Here is a 22,765-nt window from a genome sequence, read left to right as displayed (position 1 = left end):
CGCCCTGCTCGCGACGCGCCCGGCCGGAACCCCACCGTGTCCTCAGCGTAAGCGTTCCGTGACCTCACCGCACCGTCCACAGGGGTTCACCCCCCGTTCATTTACGCCCATCGGCGCCTTCACCTGTTCTGCCTAATTTCGGCCTTAGCCGATACGGGGCGCATCCCGAAAACGCGTCCGTATCGCCCAGCGTCACCCAGCCTCACCCAGTCTTGATCGTCTTCAACGCCACTCCTCGCACGCCGCCGGATTCAGGACGGCGGCTCCTGGAAGGAACTCCCTCAGTGAAGCTTCAGCGCATGAACCGGCGGGCCCTCGCTCTCGGTGCTCTCGCCGTCTCCGGCGCCCTGGCCCTCACGGCGTGCGGCTCCGACGACACCGGTGGCAACAGCAGCGGCGGTGACGCCAGCGCCGCCGCCAACAGCAACATCAAGTGCGAGGACGCCAAGGGCCAGCTCCAGGCCTCCGGCTCGTCCGCGCAGAAGAACGCGATCGACGCCTGGGTCAAGCAGTACGTCGCGGCCTGCAAGGACGTACAGCTCAACTACAACCCGACCGGTTCCGGCGCGGGCATCACCGCGTTCCTCCAGGGCCAGACCGCCTTCGCCGGCTCGGACTCGGCGCTGAAGCCCGACGAGATCGCGAAGTCCAAGGAAGTCTGCAAGGACGGCCAGGCCATCGACCTGCCGATGGTCGGCGGCCCGATCGCCGTGGGCTTCAACGTCCCCGGCGTCGACACGCTCGCCCTGGACGCCCCGACGCTCGCCAAGATCTTCGACAGCAAGATCACCAACTGGAACGACGAGGCGATCGCCAAGCTCAACCCCGAGGCCAAGCTGCCCGACCTCAAGATCCAGGCCTTCCACCGCTCGGACGAGTCCGGCACCACGGACAACTTCACCAAGTACCTGAAGGCCGCCGCGCCCCAGGACTGGAAGTACGAGGGCGGCAAGTCCTGGGAGGCCAAGGGCGGCCAGTCCGCACAGGGCTCCTCGGGCCTCGCCCAGCAGGTGAAGCAGACCTCCGGCGCCATCTCGTACTTCGAGCTGTCGTACGCCAAGGACGGCGTGAAGACCGTCGACATCAAGACCGAGGCCGCCGAGCCGGTCAAGGCCACCGTCGACAACGCCACCGCCGCCATCGGCGCGGCCAAGGTCGTCGGCACCGGCAAGGACCTCGCGCTGGAGCTGGACTACACGCCGAGCGCCGACGGTGCCTACCCGCTGGTCCTCGTCACCTACGAGATCGTCTGCGACAAGGGCAACAAGGCCGAGAGCCTGCCCGCCACCAAGTCCTTCCTGAACTACATCGCCTCGGAGGACGGTCAGGGCCTGCTGAAGGACGCCGGCTACGCCCCGATGCCGACCGAGATCATCACCAAGGTCCGCGACACCATCACGGGCCTGAGCTGACCCGAGTGCGGTCCGGCCTCCACGCGGGGGCCGGACCGCACCGTCCGGTGCACCGCCGCCAGGAGCCCCCGAGACGGGGCGGCTCCGCCCGAGCCGCCACGCAGGACGGCTCCGCAGACCGGAGAACCCGATGGACATAACCACTGATCCCCACAAGCCCGCACCAGCACCCGTACCGCAGCAGCCCTCCGAGGCCGAGGCCAAGCGCGCCGCACGCGGCGCCACCCGCCCCGGCGACCGGATCTTCCTCGGGCTCTCCCGCGGTTCCGGCATCCTCGTGCTGGTCATCATGGCCGCCATCGCGGCCTTCCTCACCTACCGGGCCTCGATCGCCATCAGCGAGAACGAGGCCAACTTCTTCACCACCTTCGAGTGGAACCCGACCGGCATGCCGCCGGAGTTCGGCATCGCGGTCCTGGCCTTCGGCACCGTCGTGTCGTCGGTCATCGCCATGGCCGTCGCGGTCCCGATCGCGGTCGGCATCGCCCTGTTCATCACGCACTACGCGCCGCGCAAGCTGGGCGGCCTGATCGGGTACGTGATCGACCTGCTCGCCGCCGTGCCCTCGATCGTCTACGGCCTGTGGGGCGCGCTCGTCCTCGTGCCGCACATGGAGGGGCTCTTCGGCTGGCTGGACGACTACCTCGGCTGGACCGGCATCTTCGAGTGGAACGACGGCGCGCCGCGCTCGCTGTTCACCGTGGGCATCCTGCTCGCGATCATGATCCTGCCGATCATCACCAACGTCAGCCGTGAGGTCTTCCGGCAGGTCCCGCGCATGCACGAGGAAGCCGCCCTGGCCCTCGGCGCCACGCGCTGGGAGGTCATCCGCATGTCGGTGCTGCCCTTCGGCCGCTCCGGCGTCATCTCCGCCTCGATGCTCGGCCTCGGCCGCGCGCTCGGCGAGACGATGGCCGTGGCGATGGTGCTCTCCTCCAGCTTCGAGATCAACCTCAGCCTGCTCGACACGGGCGGCGGCACCTTCGCCCAGAACATCGCCAGCAAGTTCAACGAGGCGAGCGAGATGGGCCGTGACGCGCTGATCGCCTCCGGTCTCGTCCTCTTCGTCATCACCCTGCTGGTCAACGGCGCGGCCCGGATGATCATCGCCCGCCGCAAGGAGTACTCGGGGGCCAACGCATGAGCAACGCAACCCTTACCCCCAGGAACGGCAGCTCCCTGCGCGGCGCCACGCTGCCCAAGTGGTTCCTCTGGGCGGTCGCCGCCGGCTCGATCGCCGCCGGGCTGGGCATCAGCACCGCGGCCGGGCTGGACAGCAGCATCCAGTGGGCCCTGATGGCCGCCGTCCTCTTCGTCCTCGGCACGTACGTCATCTCGGCGCGCGTCGAGGGCGGACGGCAGGCCAAGGACCGCGTGGCGACCAGCATGGTGTGGGTCGCGTTCATCGTGGCCGTGGTCCCGCTGGCCTCCCTGGTCTGGGCGACCGTCAAGCGCGGCGTGAAGGTCCTCGACGGCTACTTCCTCACCCACTCGATGGGCGTGGTCGCCGACGCCGAGGTGGGCGGCGGCATCTACCACGCCATCCTCGGCACCCTGGAGCAGGTCGGCATCGCCGCGGTGATCTCCGTGCCGGTCGGTGTGCTGACCGCGATCTACCTGGTCGAGTACGGGCGCGGCAAGCTCGCCAAGGCCGTCACCTTCTTCGTCGACGTCATGACGGGCATCCCGTCGATCGTCGCGGGTCTGTTCATCCTCAGTACGTGGATCCTGATGCTGGACATGGGCCCGTCCGGCTTCGCCGGTTCGCTGGCCCTGTCGATCCTGATGATCCCGGTGGTCGTCCGCTCCACCGAGGAGATGCTCAAGCTCGTCCCGAACGAGCTGCGCGAGGCGTCCCTGGCGCTCGGCGTGCCGAAGTGGCGCACGATCCTGAAGGTGGTCCTGCCGACGTCGATCGGCGGCATCACCACCGGCGTCATGCTGGCCATCGCCCGCATCACCGGCGAGACGGCCCCCGTGCTGCTGCTGGTCTGGGGCACGGACTTCATCAACGCGAACCCGTTCCAGGACGCGCAGGAATCACTGCCGATGTACATCTATCTGCAGTACTCCAACAGCGGCGGCGCCGGCGCGGCGTACGACCGTGCGTGGGCCGCGGCCCTGACGCTCATCGCGTTCATCATGGTCCTCAACCTGGTGGCCCGCGGCATCGCCCGCTGGAAGGCCCCGAAGTGACATCTATGCGGCTCAGCCGCACGGCCGGCCGCTGACGCGGCCAAGGCGAAGACAGTCAGCGACCCGAAAGAAGCAGTGATTCCCATGGCCAAGCGCATAGATGTCAGCGGCCTCAACGCCTACTACAGCTCCTTCCTCGCCATCGAGGACATCTCGATGACGGTGGAGCCCCGCTCGGTGACGGCCTTCATCGGCCCGTCCGGCTGCGGCAAGTCCACGTTCCTGCGCACGCTCAACCGCATGCACGAGGTCACGCCCGGCGGCCGCGTCGAGGGCAAGGTCATGCTCGACGACGAGAACCTCTACGGCGCCGGCATCGACCCGGTGGCCGTGCGCCGCGAGGTCGGCATGGTCTTCCAGCGGCCGAACCCGTTCCCGACCATGTCGGTGTACGACAACGTCGCCGCCGGCCTGAAGCTCAACGGCAAGTTCAAGAAGTCGGAGCTGGACGACGTCGTCGAGAAGTCCCTGCGCGGCGCCAACCTCTGGAACGAGGTGAAGGACCGCCTGAACAAGCCGGGCTCCGGCCTCTCCGGCGGTCAGCAGCAGCGCCTGTGCATCGCCCGCGCCATCGCGGTCGAGCCGAACGTCCTGCTCATGGACGAGCCCTGCTCCGCCCTGGACCCGATCTCCACCCTCGCCATCGAGGACCTGATCGGCGAGCTGAAGGAGCGCTTCACGATCGTCATCGTGACGCACAACATGCAGCAGGCGGCGCGCGTCTCGGACCGTACGGCGTTCTTCAACCTGGCGGCCGTCGGACAGCCCGGCAAGCTGATCGAGATCGACGAGACGGAGCGCATCTTCTCCAACCCGTCGGTCCAGGCCACGGAGGACTACATCTCGGGCCGCTTCGGATAGCCCGAACCCGATCCCCTCGCGGTGCTGCATGGCGGTGCCACCGCGAGGAGCACAAGGGCCCGCCCCCGGATTCCGGGGGCGGGCCCTCTCAGCTGCGCGGCTCCCGGCCAGGACGCCGGGCGACGCCTACAGGAACGCCAGGTTCACGATCCAGAACGAACACGCGGCCACCACCGCGGCCGCCGGCATCGTGATGAACCACCCCACGATGATGTTCCGGGCGACGCCCCACCGCACGGCGTTCACCCGCTTCGTCGCGCCCACGCCCATGATCGAGGACGTGATGACGTGCGTCGTCGAGATCGGCGCGTGGAACAGGAACGCCGACCCGAACATGATCGACGCACCGGTCGTCTCCGCGGCGAACCCCTGCGGCGGGTCCAGCTCGATGATCTTCCGGCCCAGGGTCCGCATGATCCGCCAGCCACCCGCGTACGTCCCCGCGGACAGCATCAGCGCGCAGGCGACCTTCACCCACACCGGAATGGGGTCGCCGTAGTCCTCGACGTCGGCGATGACCAGCGCCATCACCACGATGCCCATCGTCTTCTGCGCGTCCTGCAGACCGTGGCCGAGCGCCATGCCCGCCGCCGACACCGTCTGCGCGATACGGAAGCCCCGCTTGGCCTTGTGCGGATTGGACCGCCGGAAGATCCACATGATCCCGGTCATCACCAGGTACCCGGCGAGCAGGCCGATCACCGGCGACACGAACATGGGAATGACGATCTTGTCCACGACCCCGTGCCAGTACACGGTCGTGCTCCCGGCGAGGGCCGCCCCGACCATGCCGCCGAACAGCGCGTGCGAGGAGGACGAGGGGAGTCCGAAGTACCAGGTGATGAGGTTCCAGACGATCGCGCCCACGAGCGCGGCGAAGAGGATGCCCATCCCCTTCGAGCCCTCGGGGGTCTCGATCACCCCCTCGCTGACGGTCTTGGCGACCCCGGAACCCATGAACGCGCCGGCGAGGTTCATGACCGCGGCCATGGCGAGCGCCGCCCGGGGCGTCAGCGCACGCGTCGACACGGACGTCGCGATCGCGTTCGCCGAGTCGTGGAAACCGTTGGTGTACGTGAAGAAGAGCGCGACCCCGATGGTCACGACCAGAGCGAAGGTGTCCATGAAGGGGTCAGGACTCCTTGACCGCGATGGTCTCCACCGTGTTCGCCACGTGCTCGAAGGCGTCGGCCGCCTCTTCCAGGACGTCCACGATCTGCTTCAGCTTCAGCACCTCGATGGCCTCGTACTTGCCGTTGAAGAGGTGGGCGAGCAGCTTCCGGTGGATCTGGTCGGCCTGGTTCTCCAGCCGGTTGACCTCGATCCAGTACTCGGTGAGGTTGTCCATCGTGCGCAGGTTGGGCATGGCCTCGGCGGTCAGCTCGGCGGCCCGTGCCAGCACCTCGATCTGCTGCTCGACGCCCTTGGGCAGTTCCTCGACGTTGTAGAGGACGACCAGGTCGACGGCCTCCTCCATGAAGTCCATGATGTCGTCGAGGGAGGATGCGAGGTTGTAGATGTCCTCGCGGTCGAAGGGCGTGATGAACGAGGAGTTCAGCTGGTGGAAGATCGCGTGCGTGGCGTCGTCACCTGCGTGTTCGGCGGCCCGCATACGCTCTGCGATCTCGGCCCGGGCGGATGCGTCCGCCCCGAGCAGTTCCATCAGGAGCTTGGAGCCCGTGACGATGTTGTCCGCGGAAGCGGCGAACATGTCGTAGAAGCTCGTCTCCCTGGGGGTCAGACGAAAGCGCACGTGGGGTCCTCGGGGTGCATCGGTTTCGGTCAGGCTGATGCTAGGCGCATCATCCGGCCACTGCTAACGGGCCGTCCTCCAGTGTCGCCCATCAGGCAGAGTGATGAGCAGGGGGGCGATGCCAGGGCCTGGTAAGGGCCCTCTACCCCGCGAAGTTCGTTACGATATACCCGCCAGGGGTATATGTCCGCTATCTGCCCTGCTCTCCCCGACCGACTCCCACACGTTGCCCAACAACAGGAGGACGCGATGACGACCACCGAGGCCGGCGCAGGTGCGCCCTCCCCCGCCGTGGACGCGGTGCCGACGGCGGACGGGACGGACCCGGTGACCGACCACGACCGCGGTGTGCACGGGTACCACAAGCAGAAGGACGAGCACCTCAAGCGCCTGCGCCGCATCGAGGGCCAGATCCGCGGCCTGCAGCGGATGGTCGACGAGGACGTGTACTGCATCGACATACTCACGCAGGTGTCCGCCTCCACGAAGGCGTTGCAGTCCTTCGCCCTGCAGCTGCTGGAGGAGCACCTGCGCCACTGCGTCGCCGACGCGGCCGTCAAGGGGGGCGCCGAGATCGACGCGAAGGTGGAGGAGGCGACGAAGGCGATCGGCCGGCTGCTGCGCACGTGACCGGCACCGCCGGATCCGCTGCCGGTCGGCCCCTTACCGGCCGGGCACGGGCCCTTACCGGCCGGGCACGCGCCGTTACTGGCCGGTCCCGCGCTCCTCGGCGACCCGCAGCACCTCGTCGATGCTCTCCAGGCTCAGCCGCTCCCGGGCGGCCGACGCCGCGATGATCAGCTCGCCGCACAGCTCGATCTCGGCGAGGGCCACGTGGTCCTGAACCGCCGTACCACCGACCGGAGCCACGCGCGTCACCTCGTCTCTGCCGTCACCGGCTTCCTAGAGTAGGGAGCGGCCTACACACCGCGCATGGCACGGAAGGGCTAGTCCTTGCCGCCCGCCACCGCTCCCGCTCCCGCGCCCGCCCCCGCGCCGGACGCCTCCGCCGAGCCCTCCCCCTGCCCGGCGGCCGAACCCTCCCCCGGCCCGTCCGCCGACCCTTCCCCCGGCTCCGCCGCGATCTTGCCGGCGTAGATGTCCTGCTCCTCGGGCAGCCGTACGCGGACGGCGGCGCCGAAATCGTAGAGCAGCGTCGTCGAGGTGACGGCCACGGTGCCCTCGTCCCGCCCGTTGGCGAAGCTGAAGCGGTGCCGGACCTTGCGGATCCGGCCCTCGTCGTCGAGGTAGACGTCGAACGGCACCTCGGCGGTGGCGAACCCCTCGGCCGCCGCGGCCAGCGCCTTCCGGTTGTCGTCCGAGGCGTCCCGGGCCGCCCGGGCGAGGTCGGCGGTGCCCCGGTAGTGCCGCACCGCGGTCCCCGCGAGCTCCGTCCGCCCCATGTACGTCGCCGTCCGCGTCCCCAGCAGCACCTCGGCGGCGGCGAGCGGGTCCGTCGCCCCGCCGGTGACCAGGTTGCCGTCGGACAGCGAGGCGGTGTCCACCCGCACCCACTTGTCGTCGGGCACGCCGGCCCCGCGGTTCTTCATGAACAGGGCGCCCGGTGCGAGCAGCTCGGTGATCGGCCGGTGCTCGCTCACCCCCGCGGGGTCCTGCGGCAGCCGTACCTTCAGCCTCCCGAGCCGCCCGCCGAAGTCGTACACACCCTCGCCGCGGATGGTCACCCGCGTCCCGCCGCTGGCCATCTCCATCGCGGTACGCGTCCTGGCACTGCCGGCGGCCACCAGCCGGCCGGCGGCCCGGTGCAGTACGGCGACCGGATCGCCGTCACCCGCCTCCTGGCCTCCGCCCGCCCCCTGCACGGCGGCTCCCAGCCCGGAACACGCGCCCCCGGTCAGACACACACAGACCACGCCCTGGGCGAGGACGAGGCGCCCGCCCACCCTCCTACTGCGCCGCTTCCTCTCCCATCGGTCCATCGCCACCTACTCCAGCCGTCACGCCCGTTCCGGTCCCCCTGCCGTCCCGGTTAACGAGGGGCAGGTGACGCCGGTAACGTTGTGGACGTGGCGCAGCAGGAAGGTCTCGAAGCTCCTCAGGATGTCCCGGAACACCTCACGACGACGGTCGAACAGGGCCCCTTCTGCCTGGCCCGCTGCACCTGCGGCTGGCGGGGTCCGGCCCGCAGGGCCAGGAGCCAGGCCCGCACCGACGCCCGGACGCACGCACAGGCCTGACCCCGGATCAGGCCGGCGGCACCCCGCTGAACGACGAAGACGCGGCCCGGCCCCCGGCGCTTCTCGAGCGCCGGGACGACCCGGACCGCGTCCTCACCTGCGTCCTCACGTACCCGAAGGCGCTTCGGGCGTTCTCCGGAGCGGCCTCACGCGGCGAGGTCCCGCTCCTCCGCTCCGGTACTCCCCTGGCGAGCCCCCGGGATCACGGCGCTCCGCCCGGCGGCGTCGCCCCGCCCCCGCGCGCTGATCAGCCACCCGGCCCGCGGCGACCGCTCCACGGCCCGCGTCACCGGCACGAGCAGCGCCATGGCGACCGGCGACAGCAGCAGCGCGACGGCCGTACCGAGGGCGAAGCCGCCGATGACGTCCGTCGGGTAGTGGACGCCCATGTAGACACGGATGAAACCGCCGAACACCGCCAGCACGATCGCGGCGAGCCCGAACTTCCGGTTGGCGACGAACAGGGCGACGGCCAGGGCCATGCAGAGCGTCGCGTGGTCGCTCACGAAGGAGAAGTCGTCCTTCCCCGCGACGAGCACTTCCAGCCCGTCATGGGTCTTGAACGGCCGTGGCCGCTCGACGAATCCCCGTATCGGCACGTTGACCAGCACGGCGACGCCGGCCGCGAGCGGCGCCCACACCAGTGCCGCCACGTTCGAGGCCGCGTCCTCCCCGTCCCGCCGCCGCCCGGACCACCAGCACCACAGCACCAGCAGCACGATCGCGAACAGCAGTCCGTACTCACCCACGAACTCCATGACCCGGTCGAACCAGTGCGGTGCGTCCTTGGCCAGGCCGTTGATGTCGTAGAGCAGCTCGACGTCGGGGTTCGACCCGGATTCGGCGAGTCCAGCCATGGTGCTGCGGCCCCTTCGTCATTTCCTCCGGCGCGCCAAGCGCACGCCTCTTCTGCCACCCCCGTGGTCGTAGATCCGCCGGAACCGAACGGTCCGCACACCTACACGTGAACAGGAACGCACGACCCCCGTTGATACGTTCCACACTCCACCGAATGATCACGCAGACGTTATCGAAGAGAAACACGTCGTCGCAGCTCAGGGCATGGGTTCACGCTGCGTTCAAACCATGGCATTCACACCTTGGTGGGCAGCGCTTTCGCGCCATCTTCGGTCACCCGGGTGGCCCCGAAGTAGTCGGGGGTGTCGATCGGATCGAACCGGATCACAGCACCCGGCCTGGGCGCGTTGATCATGTATCCGCCTCCTACGTACATCCCCACATGCCGGATGGCCCGGGAGTTGGTGAGGTCGTCCGAGAAGAACACCAGGTCGCCGGGGAGCAACTCGTCCCTGCCCGGGTGCGGCCCCGCGTTGTACTGGTCGTTCGCGACCCGGGGCAGCTTGATCCCCACGCTCTCGTACGCCGCCTTGGTCAGCCCGGAGCAGTCGAACCGCCCGCCCTGGTCGGCCGTGCCGTTCCCGCCCCACAGGTAGGGCGTGCCGAGCTTCTCCTGCGCGTAGGCGATGGCCCCGGCGGCCTGCTCGGAGGGGTCGACCCGGGTGGTGGGCGCGGCGAAGCTCTTCGCGAGCGTCGTGATCGTCCTGACGTAGTTCTGCGTCTCCTCGTACGGCGGCACACCCTGGTACTTGATCACCGCGTAGGGCCCCGCGTTGTAGGCGGCCAGCATGTTCTCGGTCGGGTTCCCGGGCACGTCCTTCACGTACGACGCGAGGGAGCAGTCGTACGACGCCGCCGACGGGATGGCGTCCGCCGGGTCCCACACGTCCCGGTCGCCGTCACCGTCCCCGTCGATCCCGTGGGTGGCCCACGTCCCGGGGATGAACTGCGCTATGCCCTGCGCCGCCGCATGGCTCTGCGCCTTCGGGTTGAAGCGGCTCTCCTGGTAGAGCTGGGAGGCGAGCAGCGCGGGACTGATGGCGGGACAGTGATTGCCCCACTTCTGCACGAGCGGCTGGTACGCCGCGGGCACCGACCCCTTGGCGAGCTTCTTCGACCCGCCGCCGCTGCCGCCGGAGAGGTTCCCGGCGGTGACGTAGACGCCCACGACGAGCAGCATCACGAAGCCCATCCCGAGGGCGACCCCAACACCGGCCCCGACCCACATCTTGCGCATGGCCCAACCCTCCCCCATGTCCGGGCCGTTCAATAACACTTTCCGGCCATGTCGTCCCCGTTTCGGGCCCGCCCCTCAGCGAATGGCGCGTTTGCGCCCCACCGGGCCCCGTCGAACAGCGCCCGCCGCGAGCGCCGTTGCTACCGCCGCCCCGGTCACCGCCGGCACTCCGCCCACAGCAGCTTGCCGCCCTTCGAGGCGCCGAGCTCGCGCAGCACCGACACGCCCACGGCGTCCGCGCAGGCCCGCACCAGATGCAGACCCCGGCCGCTCTCGGCGTCCTCCGGGGCCACGGCGCCGGGTTCCCCGTCGCGGAAGCCCGGCGGCACCCTCCAGTCGCTGTCCCACACGCCGACCCGCAACCGCCCCGGCTCCCGCGACAGGATGCGGAGGGAGTAGGGGCCGGCGGTGTGCAGGTGGGCGTTGGCGAGCAGCTCGGCGGCCAGCAGTTCGGCGGTGGGCGTCAGCTCCGCGAGACCGTGCGCGGCCAGGGTGGCGCGGAGGGTCGTGCGGGCGATCCCCGGTGCGCGTGGATCGTGCGGGAGGTGGAGGGTGTAGCCCCAGGACGGGTTTACGGTGGCCATGGAAGTCTCCGTTCACAGAGAAGAGTTGGGGACTCTCATTCCTTTGCCCAGTGGCATGCCGGTCCGTCGGCCGGTGCACTTCTGGGCGGTGAGGCGCCACAACTGAAGCTAGCACCGCGGGATATGTTCTTTATCCCATCCGGAGCTATAACTACTTCTTCCACCTGAGTGGGTGACAAGTGGTACGGAGGAGCGACGGTCATGGCCGTGAGAAGCAACCCCACAGCACGACAGCTCCGCTTCGGCGCCGAGCTCCGCAAGCTGCGCGAGCACGCCGGCCTGACCTCGACGGAAGCGGCACGCCTCCTCGGCATCAAGCAGGCCCAGGTCAGCAACATGGAAACGGGCCGCCTACCGGTGAGCGCCGACCGCGTGCGCACACTGGCGTGCCAGTACGAGTGCCCTGACAAGGATCTCGTCGAGGCGCTCGCAGGAATGACCGGTGAGCGTCGGCGGGGCTGGTGGGAGGAGTACCGGAACATGCTTCCGCCGGGACTGCTGGACCTGGCCGAGCTGGAGCATCACGGAACCGCGCTGCGCACCGCCCACACCTCCGGCATCCCGGGCCTGCTCCAGACGTTGGACCACGCCCGCGAGGTGTTCCACCAGGTCGTCCCCGACCTGTCACCTCCAGAGGTGGAGCACCGGACCTCGTTCCGCATCAAGCGCCAGGCGGTCCTCTTCCGCAAGGACCCGATCCCCTACCGCGCGATCATTCACGAGGCCGCCCTTCACATGCGTTTCGGCGGCCGGGACGTGGCGAAGCGACAGCTCAAGCACCTGATCAAGATGAGCGAGCACCCCAACATCTCGGTCCACGTCATCCCCTTCCAGGCGGGTGGCTATCCGGGGGCGGGGCAGCCCGTCTACTACGTGCACGGCCCTGTACCTCCGCTCGACACGGTCCAACTCGACCAATCGCACGGCATCGCCCTGCTGGACGCGGAGGCCCAGCTGAACAAGTACCGCGTGGTCCTGGACCGCCTCATGTCCCTGAGCTTGATCGAGCTGGAGTCCCGGGCCCTCATCCACCACATCAGCCAGTCAATCTGAGAGGCAGCCATGCAGCTCATCCAGTGGCAGAAGTCCACCTACTGCGGCGAAGGCGAGTCCTGCATCCACGTCGCGGCAACGGCCGGCGCCGTCCATCTCACCGAGAGCAGCGACCCCACCGGCTCCATACTCACCGCCACCCCCGCCGCCTTCGGCGCCCTGCTCACCGCAGTGAAGTCGAACACCCGGCCGACGGCCATCCGCGTCTCCTTCACACAGGAGGATGACGGCGGCGCCCCCGTACGCATCCACGACACCCACGCCCCCGGGACCGTCGTCACGACGGATCGCCAGAAGTGGGAAGCCTTCGCGCTGGGCGTACGGGCGGGCGAGTTCGACCACTTCGCGGAAGGGCTCAACGACGCAATCGGACAACAGGTTGCACTTCAAAATCGTTGCCCGGCGTAACGGAACGTGATACACAGAGTGACCATACGACTCTTTACATACCGGTTCGCGCCACTCCGTTAGGGCCTGGCGCGGGCCGGTGGCAAGCTATTCGCACGAAACCCGCCAATCAATGACGCCAAGTCGACATACGACGGCGTCATCGTCAGCGACAATGATGCCTGACCTCTGCACGTCCGCAGAGGGCGCGGAACTACCCAACAGGGGCGGTGACTTACATGCTCTTTGCGGCCGACGAGGGAGACATCAACACCATCATCGGGGGGATCGCTCCGGACTGGGGCCCCTTCGGCAGCCTGGGCACCGAGGCCAAGATCATGATCGAGGTGGTGATGGCCGTCGCCATCCTGCTCTGCCTCGGCATCGCGATCTGGGGTGCCGCCAAGCAGCGCATCGGTGCCACCGCGCTCCGCGACACCTTCAGCGCGGAGCAGGGCAAGGGCCTCATCATCGCGGGCCTGACGGGCGTGTTCATCATCGGCTCGCTCGGCACGCTCTTCACCATCGTGTACGGGATGGCCGTGTAGCCCGACACACGCTTCCCCTTTTCTCCCCCATCCCACCCGCCCGTCGTGCCAACCGGCTGAGGTTGCGTTTCTCTGATGTCGAGTCACCACACCGCGTCCGCGCGGGGACCAGCACGGCTACCGTCGTACTTCTACGGCAGACACGACGTCGAGGGGGCGAACGCGGCATGAGTCTCGGAGACGATCACCAGTCCTCCGGCGGTTACGGCGGCACCGGCCAGACACGGACCCGGCTGCCCGACGGGGGCGGCGACGGCTACGGCGGCCCCCGGCGCGGCGGCCGCTCGTCGTCGCGCAGCCTGGTCACCGTGGTCGGCGTCGTCGTCCTCCTCATCGCCGCGATCGCCTTCGCGAACCGTGGAGGAGACGATTCCTCATCCGCGGACGAGGCGGCCGAGGACAAACCGAAGACGTCGGCGACGGCGCCTTCCGGAACACAGCCGGTGCAGTCGGGCTTCGCCCACGACGAGCAGGGGGCGCAGAGCGCGGCGGCGAACTATGCGGTGGCGTTGGGCTCTGACGGCATGTTCGACAAGGCCAGACGGCACGACATCATCAGCACTGTCTACGCGCCTGATGTCGTAGCTAACCGGCTGACAGAACTGGACAGCGCCTACTCGAAGCAGGAGTTCCTGGCGAACATCGGCCTCGACAAGAACGGCAAGGCACCGTCCGGTCAGACCTTCGTCTCGCGGGTGATTCCGGTGGGAACCAAGCTCACGGCGTCGAATGCCGAGAAGGCCACCGTAGAGGTTTGGTACACGTCCCTCTTCGGCCTGTCCGGTGGCAACTCGACCAACCCGGTCACCGAGAGTTGGTACACCACCACGTACCAGCTGACGTGGGCCAACAACGACTGGAAGGTCATCGACTTCCAGCAGAAGGACGGACCAGTGCCGGTTGGTCGCGATCAGAGGGCCTCCACTGCCGACGACATGACGAAGGCCGTCGAGGAGTACGGAGGGTTCACATATGCGCGCTAACCACCGCGTCCTCAAGGCCGCGGCCGCCGTTGCCGCAGTGCAGACCGCCACGGTGCTGCTGGCCACCCGGGCCTTTGCTGCACCCACCCCCGCGCCGACGGACACAGAAGACCCCTGTGACCTCATCCGCGGCCCCGCCAAGGACTACTGCGAACGAGGCGAAGGCGGCGAAGGCGGCTCCACCGGAGGTGCCGGCAGCCAGGACTACGACCCCAGCACCACCGTCGACCCCCTCTCCTCCCTCGCCAAGGGCTTCGCCGACGCCGCCGCATGGACCGTCGACACCCTCAGTGACGCCGTGAAGAACACCGCCGAGGTCGACTTCACGAACGGAACGTTCCTCAAGCAGTACGCCATCGTCTTCGGGGCGTCGGCGATCCTCACCCTCGTCCTCTGGCTGCTGGCGGTCGCCAAGCGCGCCATGCGCGGCGTCCCTTTCACCACCGCGCTCTCCGAGGCCGTCGGGTTCCTCTGGCTGACCGTCCTGGCCTCGGCCTTCACGCCGCTGATCCTGTACACGGTCGTGTCCGCGACCGACGCCGTGACCGATGTCCTGGCCAAGGGCACCGGGGACCAGACGGACACCTTCTTCGGCACGTTCTCCCAAGCGCTGGAGCAGGGCGACGACATCGGCGGCGGCCCCATCATGCTGATCCTGGTGTCGTTCGTGTCGATCATCGCCGCGGGTGTCCTCTACCTGGAGCTCTACCTGAGGGCCGTCCTCCTCTACGTCGGCGCGCTGCTCGGTGTCGTCGTCTACGCCGGACTGGTCGACAAGAACCTGTGGGGGCACGTCCGCCGCTGGGCGGGCATCATGATCGCCGTGATCATGGTCAAGCCGGTGATCGTCATCGTGCTGGGCCTCGCGGGCGCGCTGACCACGGAGGAGGGGCCCGACTCCGTCGCCGCCATCGTCTCCGGCCTCGCGATCATCCTGCTCGCGATCTTCGCCTCCGCGATGATCTACCGCTTCGTCCCCGGCTTCGGCGACGAGATCGCGAACAGCCGCAACAACCGCATCATGCAGGGCGCCGAGGGCAAGGCCGCGGCCGTCATCAGCTCCCCGGCGAACCTGGTCGCCCAGGGCATCAGGACCCACAGCACCCGCCACAACGGCAACGGCGGAGGCGGCCAGTCCACCTCCTCCTCCGCGCCCCGCCCCTCGAACCCCGCCTCCGGCGGAGTCGCCGCGCACAGCACGCGCCCCTCGAACGGCAGCGGCGGAAGTGTCCCCTCCGCCGCACCCGCACCGCGCTCCGGCAGCCCGGTGAACACGCCGCACGCCGGCAACACCCGTAACAGCCTTAAGAAGAGCACAGGAGGTGACGGGCGTTGACGACCGAGTCCCACGTGTCCCATCCGGTCACGCCCCGCCGTACGTATCTGATCGGCCGCGCCCGGCCGAACGCGATCGTCGGCCGCAACCGCGAGACCGGTGAGATCGCGCTGATCGTCGTCGGCGCGTTCCTCGGCATGATGTGCGGGCTCCTCGTCCCCGTCCTGACCCTGCGCATCGTGCTGCTCGTCGGCTTCCCGATGCTCGCGCTGGCCGCCGTCTACGTGCCGTACAAGCACCGGACGTTCTACAAGTGGTTCGAGATCAACCGCAGCTACAAGCGGACGCTCCGCCGCGGCACCACCTACCGTTCCGGCGCCATCGAGGCCGGCACCAGGATCGACGGGCGGGAGGTCGAGATCGGCCCGCCGCCCGGCATCGGCCGCATCAGCTGGCTGGCGGCGCCCTTCGGGCCGGACGAGATCGCCGTACTGCTGCACGCCGACCGCAAGACCGTCACCGCCGCGATCGAGATCGAGGGGCCCGGCGTCGGCCTGCGCGACTCCGAGGACCAGGAAGCCCTCGTCGACCGCTTCGGCACCCTGCTCAAGCACGTGGCCAACGGCGACGGCTTCGTCACCCGCATCCAGATGCTCGCCCGCACCCTCCCGGCCGACCCCGACGCGCACGCCAAGGACGTCGCCCAGCGCGGCGACGACAAGTCACCGGGGTGGCTGCAGCAGTCGTACGACCAGCTCCAGTCGATGGTGTCCACCAGCAGCGAGCAGCACCGCGCCTACCTCATCGCCTGCATGCACTACACCCGCGAGCTGGCGGCCGAGGCCAACGCCATGGCCCGCGCCGCCCGCCCGCAGAACGGGCGCAAGCTGGACCGCGACGCCGGACTGGCGGTCGTGATGGCGCGCGAGCTGACCGACATCTGCTCGCGTCTCCAGGAGGCCGACATCCGGGTGCGCCAGCCGCTGGGCCAGGGCCGGCTCGCCTCGCTGATCCACGCGATGTACGACCCGGACCACCCCATCGACCACATCCAGGCGATGACCAAGCGCAACGCCTGGCCGGCCGAACTGGACGCCATGGAGCCGACCTTCCTCCAGGCCAAGACCCGGGAGTCCTCCACCCGCGCGCCCTGGTGCCACGCGACCGCCTGGGTGAAGGAGTGGCCGATGACCCCGGTCGGCGTGAACTTCCTCGCGCCGCTCCTCGTCCACACCCCGGACGTGATCCGAACGGTCGCCGTGACGATGGACCTCGAACCCACCGAGGTCGCCATCGAACGCATGCTGACCGAGAAGACGAACGACGACGCCGAGGCCTCCCGCGCCGCCAAGATGAACCGGACCGTCGACCCCCGCGACGTCGCCGCCCACGGCCGGCTGGACCAGCGGGGCGAGGACCTCGCCAGCGGCGCCGCCGGCGTCAACCTGGTCGGCTACATCACGGTCTCCTCCCGCTCCCCCGAGGCACTGGCCCGCGACAAGCGGACGATACGAGCCTCGGCAGGAAAGTCGTATCTGAAACTGGAGTGGTGCGACCGTGAGCACCATCGCGCCTTCGTGAACACGCTTCCGTTCGCCACCGGCATCCGAAGGTAGGGGCTGAGCCTGATGCGGGACCCGCTGTCCGTCCTCACCGACGCCTTCACGTCCTTCCTCTTCGGGAAGGTGGAGACGACCCGCCTCCCGGTCCGCACCTCCACGGGCCAGGCGCAGGCCGTCTACCTGCCGACCGCCGCACCCGGCCTCGGCGACTCCGGTGTGATCATCGGCCGCGAGGTCTACTCCGGCAAGGGCTACATCTACGACCCCTTCCAGCTGTACGGCCAGCAGCTCCCCGCCCCGCACTGGCTGGTGCTCGGCGAGTCCGGCAACGGCAAGTCGGCGCTGGAGAAGACGTACGTCCTGCGCCAGCTCCGCTTCAGGGACCGCCAGGTCGTCGTCCTGGACGCCCAGGGCGAGGACGGCGTCGGCGAGTGGAACCTCATCGCCGAGGAGCTGGGCATAACGCCCATCCGGCTGGACCCGATGGCCGCCCTGGACCACGGCATCCGCCTCAACCCCCTCGACCCGGCGATCACGACGACCGGCCAGCTGGCCCTGCTCCGCACCATCATCGAGGTCGCGATGGGCCACGGGCTGGACGAACGCTCCGGCTTCGCCCTCAAGGTCGCGCACGCCTACGTCAACGAGACCATCGTCCAGCGCCAGCCGGTCCTCACCGACATCGTCGAGCAGCTCCGCCACCCCGAGCCGGAGTCCGCGGAGGCGATGAACGTCGCCATAGACGACGTACGGGCGTGGGGCCTGGACGTGGCACTGGTCCTCGACCGCCTCGTCGACGGCGACCTGCGCGGCATGTTCGACGGCCCGACGACGGTCGGCATCGACCTCGACGCCCCCCTCATCGTCTTCGACCTGTCCCACATCGACCGCAACTCCATCGCCATGCCGATCCTCATGGCCATCGTCGGCGTGTGGCTGGAACACACCTGGATCCGCCCCGACCGGAAGAAGCGCATCTTCCTGGTCGAGGAGGCCTGGCACATCATCAACAGCCCGTTCGTGGCGCAGCTGTTCCAGCGGCTGCTGAAGTTCGGGCGCCGGCTGGGTCTGTCCTTCGTGGCGGTGGTGCACCACCTGTCGGACGTCGTCGACGGAGCGGCGGCCAGAGAAGCCGCGGCCATCCTGAAAATGGCCTCCACCCGGACCATCTACGCCCAGAAGGCCGACGAGGCGCGGGCCACGGGACGCGTCCTGGGCCTGCCACGCTGGGCGGTGGAGATCATCCCCACCCTCACCCCCGGCATCGCGGTGTGGGACGTCAACGGCAACGTCCAGGTGGTCAAACACCTGATCACCGAGACCGAACGCCCCCTGGTCTTCACCGACCGCGCGATGACCGAGTCCTCGGCCGACTTCAACGACGACGCCCTGCGCGCCGCCGAACTGGAGGCGGAGGAACGGGCGGCGGCCTTCGTGGAACAGCACATCGGCGAGACGTCCGAATCGACGGTGGCGTAGGAAGACCGGGAGGGACCGAAGGCATGAGACCGGACGACCACCGCGGCCGGCGGCCGGACCAGCAGGGCGGCATCCCCGACGGCCTGCTGATCGGCATCCTCGCCTTCCTCCTCGGCATGACCCTGCTGGTGTGGACGGCGACCGGCCTCTCCGCCCTGTTCGCCCACGGCTCCTGGCCCTCCGGCGTCACCTTCACCGGCACGCCCCTGGCCATGCGCCACCTGGTCTCCGAACCCCACGACCTCCCCGGCGCCTGGCCGGACACCCCCGAGACGGCACTCTCCGGGTACGGGCTGTTCTGGGGGCTGTTCATCGGCCAGGTCATGGTGCTGGTGGTGCTGGCCGTTTTCGTGATGGGCACGCTGGCCCGGTGGCGGGCGGTACGGCAGCGGCGGCGAGCGGCGGACCCGGCGGCGGACATACGGAGTCAGGAACCGACTCCGACTCCGGCCTCACCTCCGACCGCGATCCCGGCCCCGGCCCCGGCCCCGGCCCCCGAACCGGAGCCGCAACCGGTCCTGGAGCGGCAACCGGACCCGGCACACGCCCACGAGGTGCCGACCCAGAGGGCACCCCGACCGGAGACGCCACCGGAGGACAAGCCCCTGACCCCTGCGGCCGACGGCGACGGCAGGCACACGCACGGCTGGGAAGCGCACCGCTGGGAAACGCACCGCCCCGAAGGCGCGGTGCACTACGGCGCACCCGGCGCCCGCCGGTCGACCGCGAGCCAGGCCCTGCGCGACGCGGAAGGCCCCGCCCTCGTCATCACCTCGAACCCGGCGCTCTGGTCAGACACCAAGGACGCCCGCGCGAAACTCGGCCCCTGCCACCTCTACGACCCGAACCACCTCTGCGACACCCCGGCCCGCCTCCACTGGTCCCCCACCGTGGGCTGCGAGGACAGGCAGACGGCCGTGAGCAGAGCCGCCGCCCTCCTCACGCCGGTCCGCCCCACCGCCCGGCTCGACCAGGCGGTCGGCGACACCGCCGAACTGCTCCTGCGCAGCTACCTCCACGCCGCCGCCGTCGACGGCCGCACCGTCCGCCACGTCCACCGCTGGTCCCAGGGCCTCCAGATCCAGGACGCCGTACGCGTCCTCCGTACGAACCCCAAAGCCGCCCCCGGCGCGGCGGGCGAACTCGAAGGGGCCCTCACCGCCCACCCCGAACGCCGGGACATGGCCCAGCAGCTGACCACCCGGGCCCTGGCCGTCCTCTCGACGGTCAACATCCGCGAGGCATGCACTCCCAACCGAACTGATGCCCTCGCCTTGGATTCCTTCATCCACGAACAGGGAACCCTTTACGTGGTGGGTGAATCCATCGAAGACCCCCGGACGAGCCCGGGCGCGATGCCGCTGCTGACGGCGCTCGTCTCAAGCGTGGTCGAGCGCGGCCGGCGCATGGCCGAACGGTCATCCTCCGGTCGCCTCGACCCACCACTCACCCTCGTCCTGGACGACGTCGCCGCCGTGGCCCCGCTCCCCCAGCTCCCGGAGCTGCTGGCCACCGGCGCGGACCGGGGCATGCCCGCCCTGGCGCTGCTCCGCTCCCGCGAACAGGGCCGGGCCCGCTGGCCCCACGACGAACTGCCGGTGTGACGCCGACGGCCGCGGGCCCGCGTCACCGCTCGACCACGAACTCCAGCTCGCAGCCCCCGGCCCCGCCCTCCAGCGTCACCGTCCGCCCGCTCGGCGCGAACCCCGCCTTCCGGTACGCACCCTGCGCCCGCCCGTTCTCCGCGTGCACGAAGAGCCGCACCCGCTCCAGGCCGCTCGCCCACGCCCACTCCAGCCCGGCGGCGAACAGCGCCTTCGTCAGCCCGCTGCCCCGCCACTCGGGCCGTACGAACACCCCGACCACGTGCCCCTGCCGCCGCTCCACGGGGAACCCGGCCCAGTCCGCCGTCCCGGCCTCCTCCACGATCACGGTCAGCGTGCCCAGCCACCGGCCGCCCGGCCCCTCCGCGACGATCTGCTGCACCCCGGAAGCACCCTCGGCGGCCTTCGCCGCCCGCTCCCGCCAGTAGGAGTCCGGCCGGTCCACGGCGTCGTCGTACGTCTCCAGGAACGCGAGATGCGCGACCGGGTCCCGCAGCGCACGCAGCCGCAGCTCCTTCACCGCCGGCCACTCGTCGGCACGTATGGAGCGGATCACGTAGTCACCAGGGGCAGAGGCACTCATGCGGGCCACCGTAATACCCGGGTACTACGCCCCTCACCCGATATACGGCCTCCGGGCGGACGCCCTCCGCGCCACGAACCGCGATCATGGCCGGATGGAGCCCGTGAAGCCCGCGCCGGAAGAACGAACGGCCGAACCCCTCACCGAGTACGTGCACCGCGTCAACCGCCGGGTACGCGCCTTCGACCGCCGCCGGCCCCTCGTCTGGGACCTGCACCTCACCGGCCTCTGGGTACTGGCCGCCCTGATCGACGCCTCCGGCGGCTGGCGCAACGTCGCCCACGACCCCGGCGTCCCCACCGGACTCGTCATCGCCCTCAGCCTCGCTCTCTCCGTCCCCCTCCTCTGGCGTCGCAGCCACCCCCAGGCCGCCCTCCTCGCCACGCTGCCCGCGGCCCTGTTGAACGCCTGGTCGGGCGCCGCCCTGCAAGCGGCCCTGCTGCAGCTGCTCCTCGTCCACCACATCGCCCTGCGCCTGCCGCTGCGCAACCTGTGGTGGGCGGTGGCGCTGACGACCGCCCCGACCTGTGTCGCGGTCGCCCGGTACGGGGACAGCGCGGGCTCCTGGAACCAGCAGCTCGGCTCGCAGCTCCTCTCCATCGGCGTGGCCGCCCTCATCGGGATCACCGTCCGCAGCCGACGCGACTACACCGGGGCCCTGGAGGACCGCGCCCGCCGCCTGGAGAACGAACGCGACCAGCAGCTCCGGCTCGCCGCCGCCACCGAACGCGCCCGCATAGCCCGCGAGATGCACGACATCATCGGCCACAACCTCTCCGTCATCACCGGTCTCGCCGACGGCGGCCGCTACGCCGCAGCCAAGTCCCCCGAACGCGCCGCCCAGGCCCTGGACGCCATCGCCACCACCAGCCGCCAGGCCCTGAGCGAACTGCGCCGCCTGCTCGACGTCCTGCGCGACGACGAACAGGACGGCATCCAGCCGGCCGAACTGGCCCCGCAGCCCGCCCTCACCGACCTCGAACGCCTCCTCGACGGCGTCCGCAGGGCCGGCCTCCCCGTCCGTACGACCGTCAATGGCCACCCCACGCTCCCGGAGGGCCGCCAGCTCACGGTCTACCGCGTCATCCAGGAAGCCCTCACCAACACCCTCAAACACGCCGGGCCGGACGCCACCGCCCACATCGGCCTCTCCTACGAGTCCGGCGGCGCCGTCACCCTCACCGTCACCGACACCGGCCGCGGCGGCCCGCCCCCCGCCCTCTCCGACGGCCGCGGCCTGCCCGGAATGCGCGAGCGAACTTCCCTGTACGGCGGCACACTTGAGGCCGGCCCACGCCCAGGCCCCGAGCGGGGCTGGCGCGTCCACCTGCACCTACCGGAGGAACCCCCGCAGTGACCACCGTCCTCATCGCCGACGACCAGCCGCTTCAGCGCTTCGGCTTCCGGATGCTCCTGGAGAGCCAGGACGACATGACGGTCGTGGGCGAGGCGGCGGGCGGCGCGGAAGCCGCCCGTATGACGGCAGAGCTCCACCCCGACGTCGTCCTCATGGACGTCCGCATGCCCGGCCTCGACGGCATCGAGGCGACCCGCCGCATCGTCGCGGGCGGCGGCCGCACGCGCGTCCTCATCCTCACGACCTTCGACCTCGACGAGTACGCCTACGCCGGCCTGCGCGCCGGAGCCTCCGGTTTCCTCGTCAAGGACGCCCAGCCGGAGGAACTGCTCTCCGGCATCCGTGCGGTGGCCAGTGGCGACGCGGTGGTGGCCCCGAGCCTGACCCGCCGCCTGCTCGACACGTACGTCCACCATCTGCCGGCCGCCGCCACAACAGCGCAGGACGACTCCCCCGATCCCCGCCTGGCCTCCCTCACCGACCGCGAGAGCGAGATCCTCAGGGTCATGGGCCAGGGCTGGACCAACACGGAGATAGCGGAGCGCCTCCACCTCGCCGAGTCGACGGTCAAGACCCACGTGGGCCGCATCCTGGCCAAGACCGGCTCACGGGACCGGGTCCAGGCGGTGATCCTGGCGTACGACACGAAACTGGTGAAGCCGTCCTGAGCAAAAAGAGGCCCCGAACGAAAAGGGCCGTGAACGCAGAAAACCCCGCACCGTTCCCGGTGCGGGGTCTTCTCGCAATGATTGTTCGGCGGCGTCCTACTCTCCCACAGGGTCCCCCCTGCAGTACCATCGGCGCTGTAAGGCTTAGCTTCCGGGTTCGAAATGT

24 protein-coding genes and 1 rRNA gene are annotated in these 22,765 nt (G+C 69.7%); 16 read left to right on the top strand and 9 right to left on the bottom strand.

Features of this window, described 5'->3' with window-relative positions:
• Positions 1 to 284 precede the first annotated feature (284 nt).
• The 4 genes from pstS (at position 285) to pstB (ending at position 4,469) form a co-directional block, all read left to right on the top strand.
• Positions 285 to 1,412 (top strand): phosphate ABC transporter substrate-binding protein PstS, encoded by a 1,128-nt coding sequence (gene pstS / locus ACZ7G3_RS32705; protein ID WP_470930031.1) that lies wholly within the window; start codon positions 285 to 287, stop codon positions 1,410 to 1,412.
• A gap of 130 nt (positions 1,413 to 1,542) precedes the next feature.
• Complete coding sequence (gene pstC / locus ACZ7G3_RS32700) at positions 1,543 to 2,556, top strand: phosphate ABC transporter permease subunit PstC (protein WP_470930029.1); 1,014 nt, start codon at positions 1,543 to 1,545, stop codon at positions 2,554 to 2,556.
• Positions 2,553 to 3,608 carry a phosphate ABC transporter permease PstA gene (gene pstA, locus ACZ7G3_RS32695; protein WP_470930027.1) on the top strand — a complete coding sequence of 352 codons (1,056 nt, stop codon included), beginning with the start codon at positions 2,553 to 2,555 and terminating at the stop codon, positions 3,606 to 3,608. The genes pstC and pstA overlap by 4 nt, the downstream gene beginning before the upstream one ends.
• 84 nt (positions 3,609 to 3,692) lie before the next feature.
• Positions 3,693 to 4,469 (top strand): phosphate ABC transporter ATP-binding protein PstB, encoded by a 777-nt coding sequence (gene pstB, locus ACZ7G3_RS32690; RefSeq protein ID WP_055417635.1) that lies wholly within the window; start codon positions 3,693 to 3,695, stop codon positions 4,467 to 4,469.
• A gap of 126 nt (positions 4,470 to 4,595) precedes the next feature.
• Here pstB and pitH read toward each other — a convergent pair whose 3' ends face one another.
• Together pitH and ACZ7G3_RS32680 are read right to left on the bottom strand one after the other, a co-directional pair.
• Positions 4,596 to 5,594 (bottom strand): low-affinity phosphate transporter PitH, encoded by a 999-nt coding sequence (gene pitH / locus ACZ7G3_RS32685; RefSeq protein WP_426601860.1) that lies wholly within the window; start codon positions 5,592 to 5,594, stop codon positions 4,596 to 4,598.
• Positions 5,595 to 5,601: 7 nt separating this feature from the next.
• A complete protein-coding gene (locus ACZ7G3_RS32680) occupies positions 5,602 to 6,222 on the bottom strand; it encodes a DUF47 domain-containing protein (RefSeq protein WP_003974832.1) in 621 nt (206 codons plus the stop codon).
• A gap of 249 nt (positions 6,223 to 6,471) precedes the next feature.
• On the opposite strand from ACZ7G3_RS32680, the gene ACZ7G3_RS32675 reads away from it, so the two are divergent.
• Positions 6,472 to 6,852: a metal-sensitive transcriptional regulator gene (locus ACZ7G3_RS32675; RefSeq protein WP_426525448.1), complete on the top strand. Its 381-nt coding sequence runs from the start codon at positions 6,472 to 6,474 to the stop codon at positions 6,850 to 6,852.
• 75 nt (positions 6,853 to 6,927) lie between these two features.
• Here ACZ7G3_RS32675 and ACZ7G3_RS32670 read toward each other — a convergent pair whose 3' ends face one another.
• Both ACZ7G3_RS32670 and ACZ7G3_RS32665 read right to left on the bottom strand, forming a co-directional pair.
• On the bottom strand, positions 6,928 to 7,092 hold the full coding sequence (locus ACZ7G3_RS32670) for a hypothetical protein (protein ID WP_426525480.1): 165 nt from the start codon (positions 7,090 to 7,092) through the stop codon (positions 6,928 to 6,930).
• Between the two features lie 77 nt (positions 7,093 to 7,169).
• Positions 7,170 to 8,162, bottom strand: a complete 993-nt coding sequence (locus ACZ7G3_RS32665) for an SCO4651 family lipoprotein (RefSeq protein ID WP_470930024.1) — start codon at positions 8,160 to 8,162, stop codon at positions 7,170 to 7,172.
• An 87-nt stretch (positions 8,163 to 8,249) separates the two neighbouring features.
• Between ACZ7G3_RS32665 and ACZ7G3_RS32660 the strand changes: the two genes are divergently transcribed.
• Positions 8,250 to 8,420, top strand: a complete 171-nt coding sequence (locus ACZ7G3_RS32660; RefSeq protein ID WP_426525452.1) for a hypothetical protein — start codon at positions 8,250 to 8,252, stop codon at positions 8,418 to 8,420.
• A 146-nt stretch (positions 8,421 to 8,566) separates the two neighbouring features.
• Here ACZ7G3_RS32660 and ACZ7G3_RS32655 read toward each other — a convergent pair whose 3' ends face one another.
• From ACZ7G3_RS32655 to ACZ7G3_RS32645, 3 genes are all read right to left on the bottom strand, one after another.
• The gene (locus ACZ7G3_RS32655; RefSeq protein WP_426601863.1) at positions 8,567 to 9,277 is read right to left on the bottom strand and encodes a phosphatase PAP2 family protein; all 711 of its coding nucleotides are present in this window, start codon (positions 9,275 to 9,277) and stop codon (positions 8,567 to 8,569) included.
• A 236-nt stretch (positions 9,278 to 9,513) separates the two neighbouring features.
• Positions 9,514 to 10,533 (bottom strand): bifunctional lytic transglycosylase/C40 family peptidase, encoded by a 1,020-nt coding sequence (locus ACZ7G3_RS32650; protein WP_470930022.1) that lies wholly within the window; start codon positions 10,531 to 10,533, stop codon positions 9,514 to 9,516.
• Between the two features lie 137 nt (positions 10,534 to 10,670).
• Positions 10,671 to 11,099, bottom strand: a complete 429-nt coding sequence (locus tag ACZ7G3_RS32645; protein ID WP_426601865.1) for an ATP-binding protein — start codon at positions 11,097 to 11,099, stop codon at positions 10,671 to 10,673.
• 201 nt (positions 11,100 to 11,300) lie between these two features.
• Between ACZ7G3_RS32645 and ACZ7G3_RS32640 the strand changes: the two genes are divergently transcribed.
• From ACZ7G3_RS32640 to ACZ7G3_RS32605, 8 genes are all read left to right on the top strand, one after another.
• Positions 11,301 to 12,152 carry a helix-turn-helix domain-containing protein gene (locus ACZ7G3_RS32640; protein ID WP_470930019.1) on the top strand — a complete coding sequence of 284 codons (852 nt, stop codon included), beginning with the start codon at positions 11,301 to 11,303 and terminating at the stop codon, positions 12,150 to 12,152.
• Positions 12,153 to 12,161: 9 nt separating this feature from the next.
• The gene (locus ACZ7G3_RS32635) at positions 12,162 to 12,560 is read left to right on the top strand and encodes a DUF397 domain-containing protein (protein WP_470930017.1); all 399 of its coding nucleotides are present in this window, start codon (positions 12,162 to 12,164) and stop codon (positions 12,558 to 12,560) included.
• 218 nt (positions 12,561 to 12,778) lie between these two features.
• Positions 12,779 to 13,087 carry a hypothetical protein gene (locus ACZ7G3_RS32630; RefSeq protein WP_398136057.1) on the top strand — a complete coding sequence of 103 codons (309 nt, stop codon included), beginning with the start codon at positions 12,779 to 12,781 and terminating at the stop codon, positions 13,085 to 13,087.
• A 167-nt stretch (positions 13,088 to 13,254) separates the two neighbouring features.
• The gene (locus ACZ7G3_RS32625; protein WP_470930015.1) at positions 13,255 to 14,070 is read left to right on the top strand and encodes a hypothetical protein; all 816 of its coding nucleotides are present in this window, start codon (positions 13,255 to 13,257) and stop codon (positions 14,068 to 14,070) included.
• Positions 14,060 to 15,406, top strand: coding sequence for a hypothetical protein (locus ACZ7G3_RS32620; protein ID WP_470930013.1), 1,347 nt, complete (start codon positions 14,060 to 14,062; stop codon positions 15,404 to 15,406). Before ACZ7G3_RS32625 ends, ACZ7G3_RS32620 begins: the two co-directional genes overlap by 11 nt.
• Positions 15,403 to 16,962: an SCO6880 family protein gene (locus tag ACZ7G3_RS32615; protein ID WP_426601870.1), complete on the top strand. Its 1,560-nt coding sequence runs from the start codon at positions 15,403 to 15,405 to the stop codon at positions 16,960 to 16,962. The genes ACZ7G3_RS32620 and ACZ7G3_RS32615 overlap by 4 nt, the downstream gene beginning before the upstream one ends.
• Before the next feature lie 12 nt (positions 16,963 to 16,974).
• Positions 16,975 to 18,387 (top strand): ATP-binding protein, encoded by a 1,413-nt coding sequence (locus tag ACZ7G3_RS32610; protein WP_470930010.1) that lies wholly within the window; start codon positions 16,975 to 16,977, stop codon positions 18,385 to 18,387.
• A gap of 23 nt (positions 18,388 to 18,410) precedes the next feature.
• Positions 18,411 to 19,991 carry a type IV secretory system conjugative DNA transfer family protein gene (locus ACZ7G3_RS32605; RefSeq protein ID WP_470930009.1) on the top strand — a complete coding sequence of 527 codons (1,581 nt, stop codon included), beginning with the start codon at positions 18,411 to 18,413 and terminating at the stop codon, positions 19,989 to 19,991.
• Between the two features lie 22 nt (positions 19,992 to 20,013).
• Here the strand turns inward: ACZ7G3_RS32605 and ACZ7G3_RS32600 are convergent, their stop codons facing one another.
• Positions 20,014 to 20,574 (bottom strand): GNAT family N-acetyltransferase, encoded by a 561-nt coding sequence (locus tag ACZ7G3_RS32600; protein WP_470930007.1) that lies wholly within the window; start codon positions 20,572 to 20,574, stop codon positions 20,014 to 20,016.
• Positions 20,575 to 20,668: 94 nt separating this feature from the next.
• On the opposite strand from ACZ7G3_RS32600, the gene ACZ7G3_RS32595 reads away from it, so the two are divergent.
• Both ACZ7G3_RS32595 and ACZ7G3_RS32590 read left to right on the top strand, forming a co-directional pair.
• The gene (locus ACZ7G3_RS32595; protein ID WP_470930005.1) at positions 20,669 to 21,931 is read left to right on the top strand and encodes a sensor histidine kinase; all 1,263 of its coding nucleotides are present in this window, start codon (positions 20,669 to 20,671) and stop codon (positions 21,929 to 21,931) included.
• Positions 21,928 to 22,599, top strand: coding sequence for a response regulator (locus ACZ7G3_RS32590; protein WP_470930003.1), 672 nt, complete (start codon positions 21,928 to 21,930; stop codon positions 22,597 to 22,599). The genes ACZ7G3_RS32595 and ACZ7G3_RS32590 overlap by 4 nt, the downstream gene beginning before the upstream one ends.
• A gap of 83 nt (positions 22,600 to 22,682) precedes the next feature.
• On the opposite strand, the gene rrf is transcribed toward ACZ7G3_RS32590, so the two are convergent.
• Positions 22,683 to 22,765: ribosomal RNA gene (gene rrf / locus ACZ7G3_RS32585) — 5S ribosomal RNA — on the bottom strand; the annotation flags it as partial.

The organism is Streptomyces sp. NPDC037271 (genome assembly GCF_055603605.1).
This window is presented reverse-complemented; position numbering and strand designations above follow the sequence as displayed.

Bases quoted from the DNA above. Each gene is read 5' to 3' on its own strand.
- ACZ7G3_RS32620 (WP_470930013.1), top strand. From the start codon at position 14,060: ATGCGCGCTAACCACCGCGTCCTCAAGGCCGCGGCCGCCGTTGCCGCA.
- pstC (WP_470930029.1), top strand. From the start codon at position 1,543: ATGGACATAACCACTGATCCCCACAAGCCCGCACCAGCACCCGTACCG.
- ACZ7G3_RS32675 (WP_426525448.1), top strand. From the start codon at position 6,472: ATGACGACCACCGAGGCCGGCGCAGGTGCGCCCTCCCCCGCCGTGGAC.
- ACZ7G3_RS32600 (WP_470930007.1), bottom strand. From the start codon at position 20,574: ATGAGTGCCTCTGCCCCTGGTGACTACGTGATCCGCTCCATACGTGCC.
- ACZ7G3_RS32665 (WP_470930024.1), bottom strand. From the start codon at position 8,162: ATGGACCGATGGGAGAGGAAGCGGCGCAGTAGGAGGGTGGGCGGGCGC.
- ACZ7G3_RS32630 (WP_398136057.1), top strand. From the start codon at position 12,779: ATGCTCTTTGCGGCCGACGAGGGAGACATCAACACCATCATCGGGGGG.
- ACZ7G3_RS32625 (WP_470930015.1), top strand. From the start codon at position 13,255: ATGAGTCTCGGAGACGATCACCAGTCCTCCGGCGGTTACGGCGGCACC.
- ACZ7G3_RS32640 (WP_470930019.1), top strand. From the start codon at position 11,301: ATGGCCGTGAGAAGCAACCCCACAGCACGACAGCTCCGCTTCGGCGCC.
- ACZ7G3_RS32635 (WP_470930017.1), top strand. From the start codon at position 12,162: ATGCAGCTCATCCAGTGGCAGAAGTCCACCTACTGCGGCGAAGGCGAG.
- pstB (WP_055417635.1), top strand. From the start codon at position 3,693: ATGGCCAAGCGCATAGATGTCAGCGGCCTCAACGCCTACTACAGCTCC.
- ACZ7G3_RS32645 (WP_426601865.1), bottom strand. From the start codon at position 11,099: ATGGCCACCGTAAACCCGTCCTGGGGCTACACCCTCCACCTCCCGCAC.
- ACZ7G3_RS32595 (WP_470930005.1), top strand. From the start codon at position 20,669: ATGGAGCCCGTGAAGCCCGCGCCGGAAGAACGAACGGCCGAACCCCTC.
- ACZ7G3_RS32655 (WP_426601863.1), bottom strand. From the start codon at position 9,277: ATGGCTGGACTCGCCGAATCCGGGTCGAACCCCGACGTCGAGCTGCTC.
- pstA (WP_470930027.1), top strand. From the start codon at position 2,553: ATGAGCAACGCAACCCTTACCCCCAGGAACGGCAGCTCCCTGCGCGGC.
- ACZ7G3_RS32605 (WP_470930009.1), top strand. From the start codon at position 18,411: ATGAGACCGGACGACCACCGCGGCCGGCGGCCGGACCAGCAGGGCGGC.
- pitH (WP_426601860.1), bottom strand. From the start codon at position 5,594: ATGGACACCTTCGCTCTGGTCGTGACCATCGGGGTCGCGCTCTTCTTC.
- ACZ7G3_RS32650 (WP_470930022.1), bottom strand. From the start codon at position 10,533: ATGGGGGAGGGTTGGGCCATGCGCAAGATGTGGGTCGGGGCCGGTGTT.
- ACZ7G3_RS32610 (WP_470930010.1), top strand. From the start codon at position 16,975: ATGCGGGACCCGCTGTCCGTCCTCACCGACGCCTTCACGTCCTTCCTC.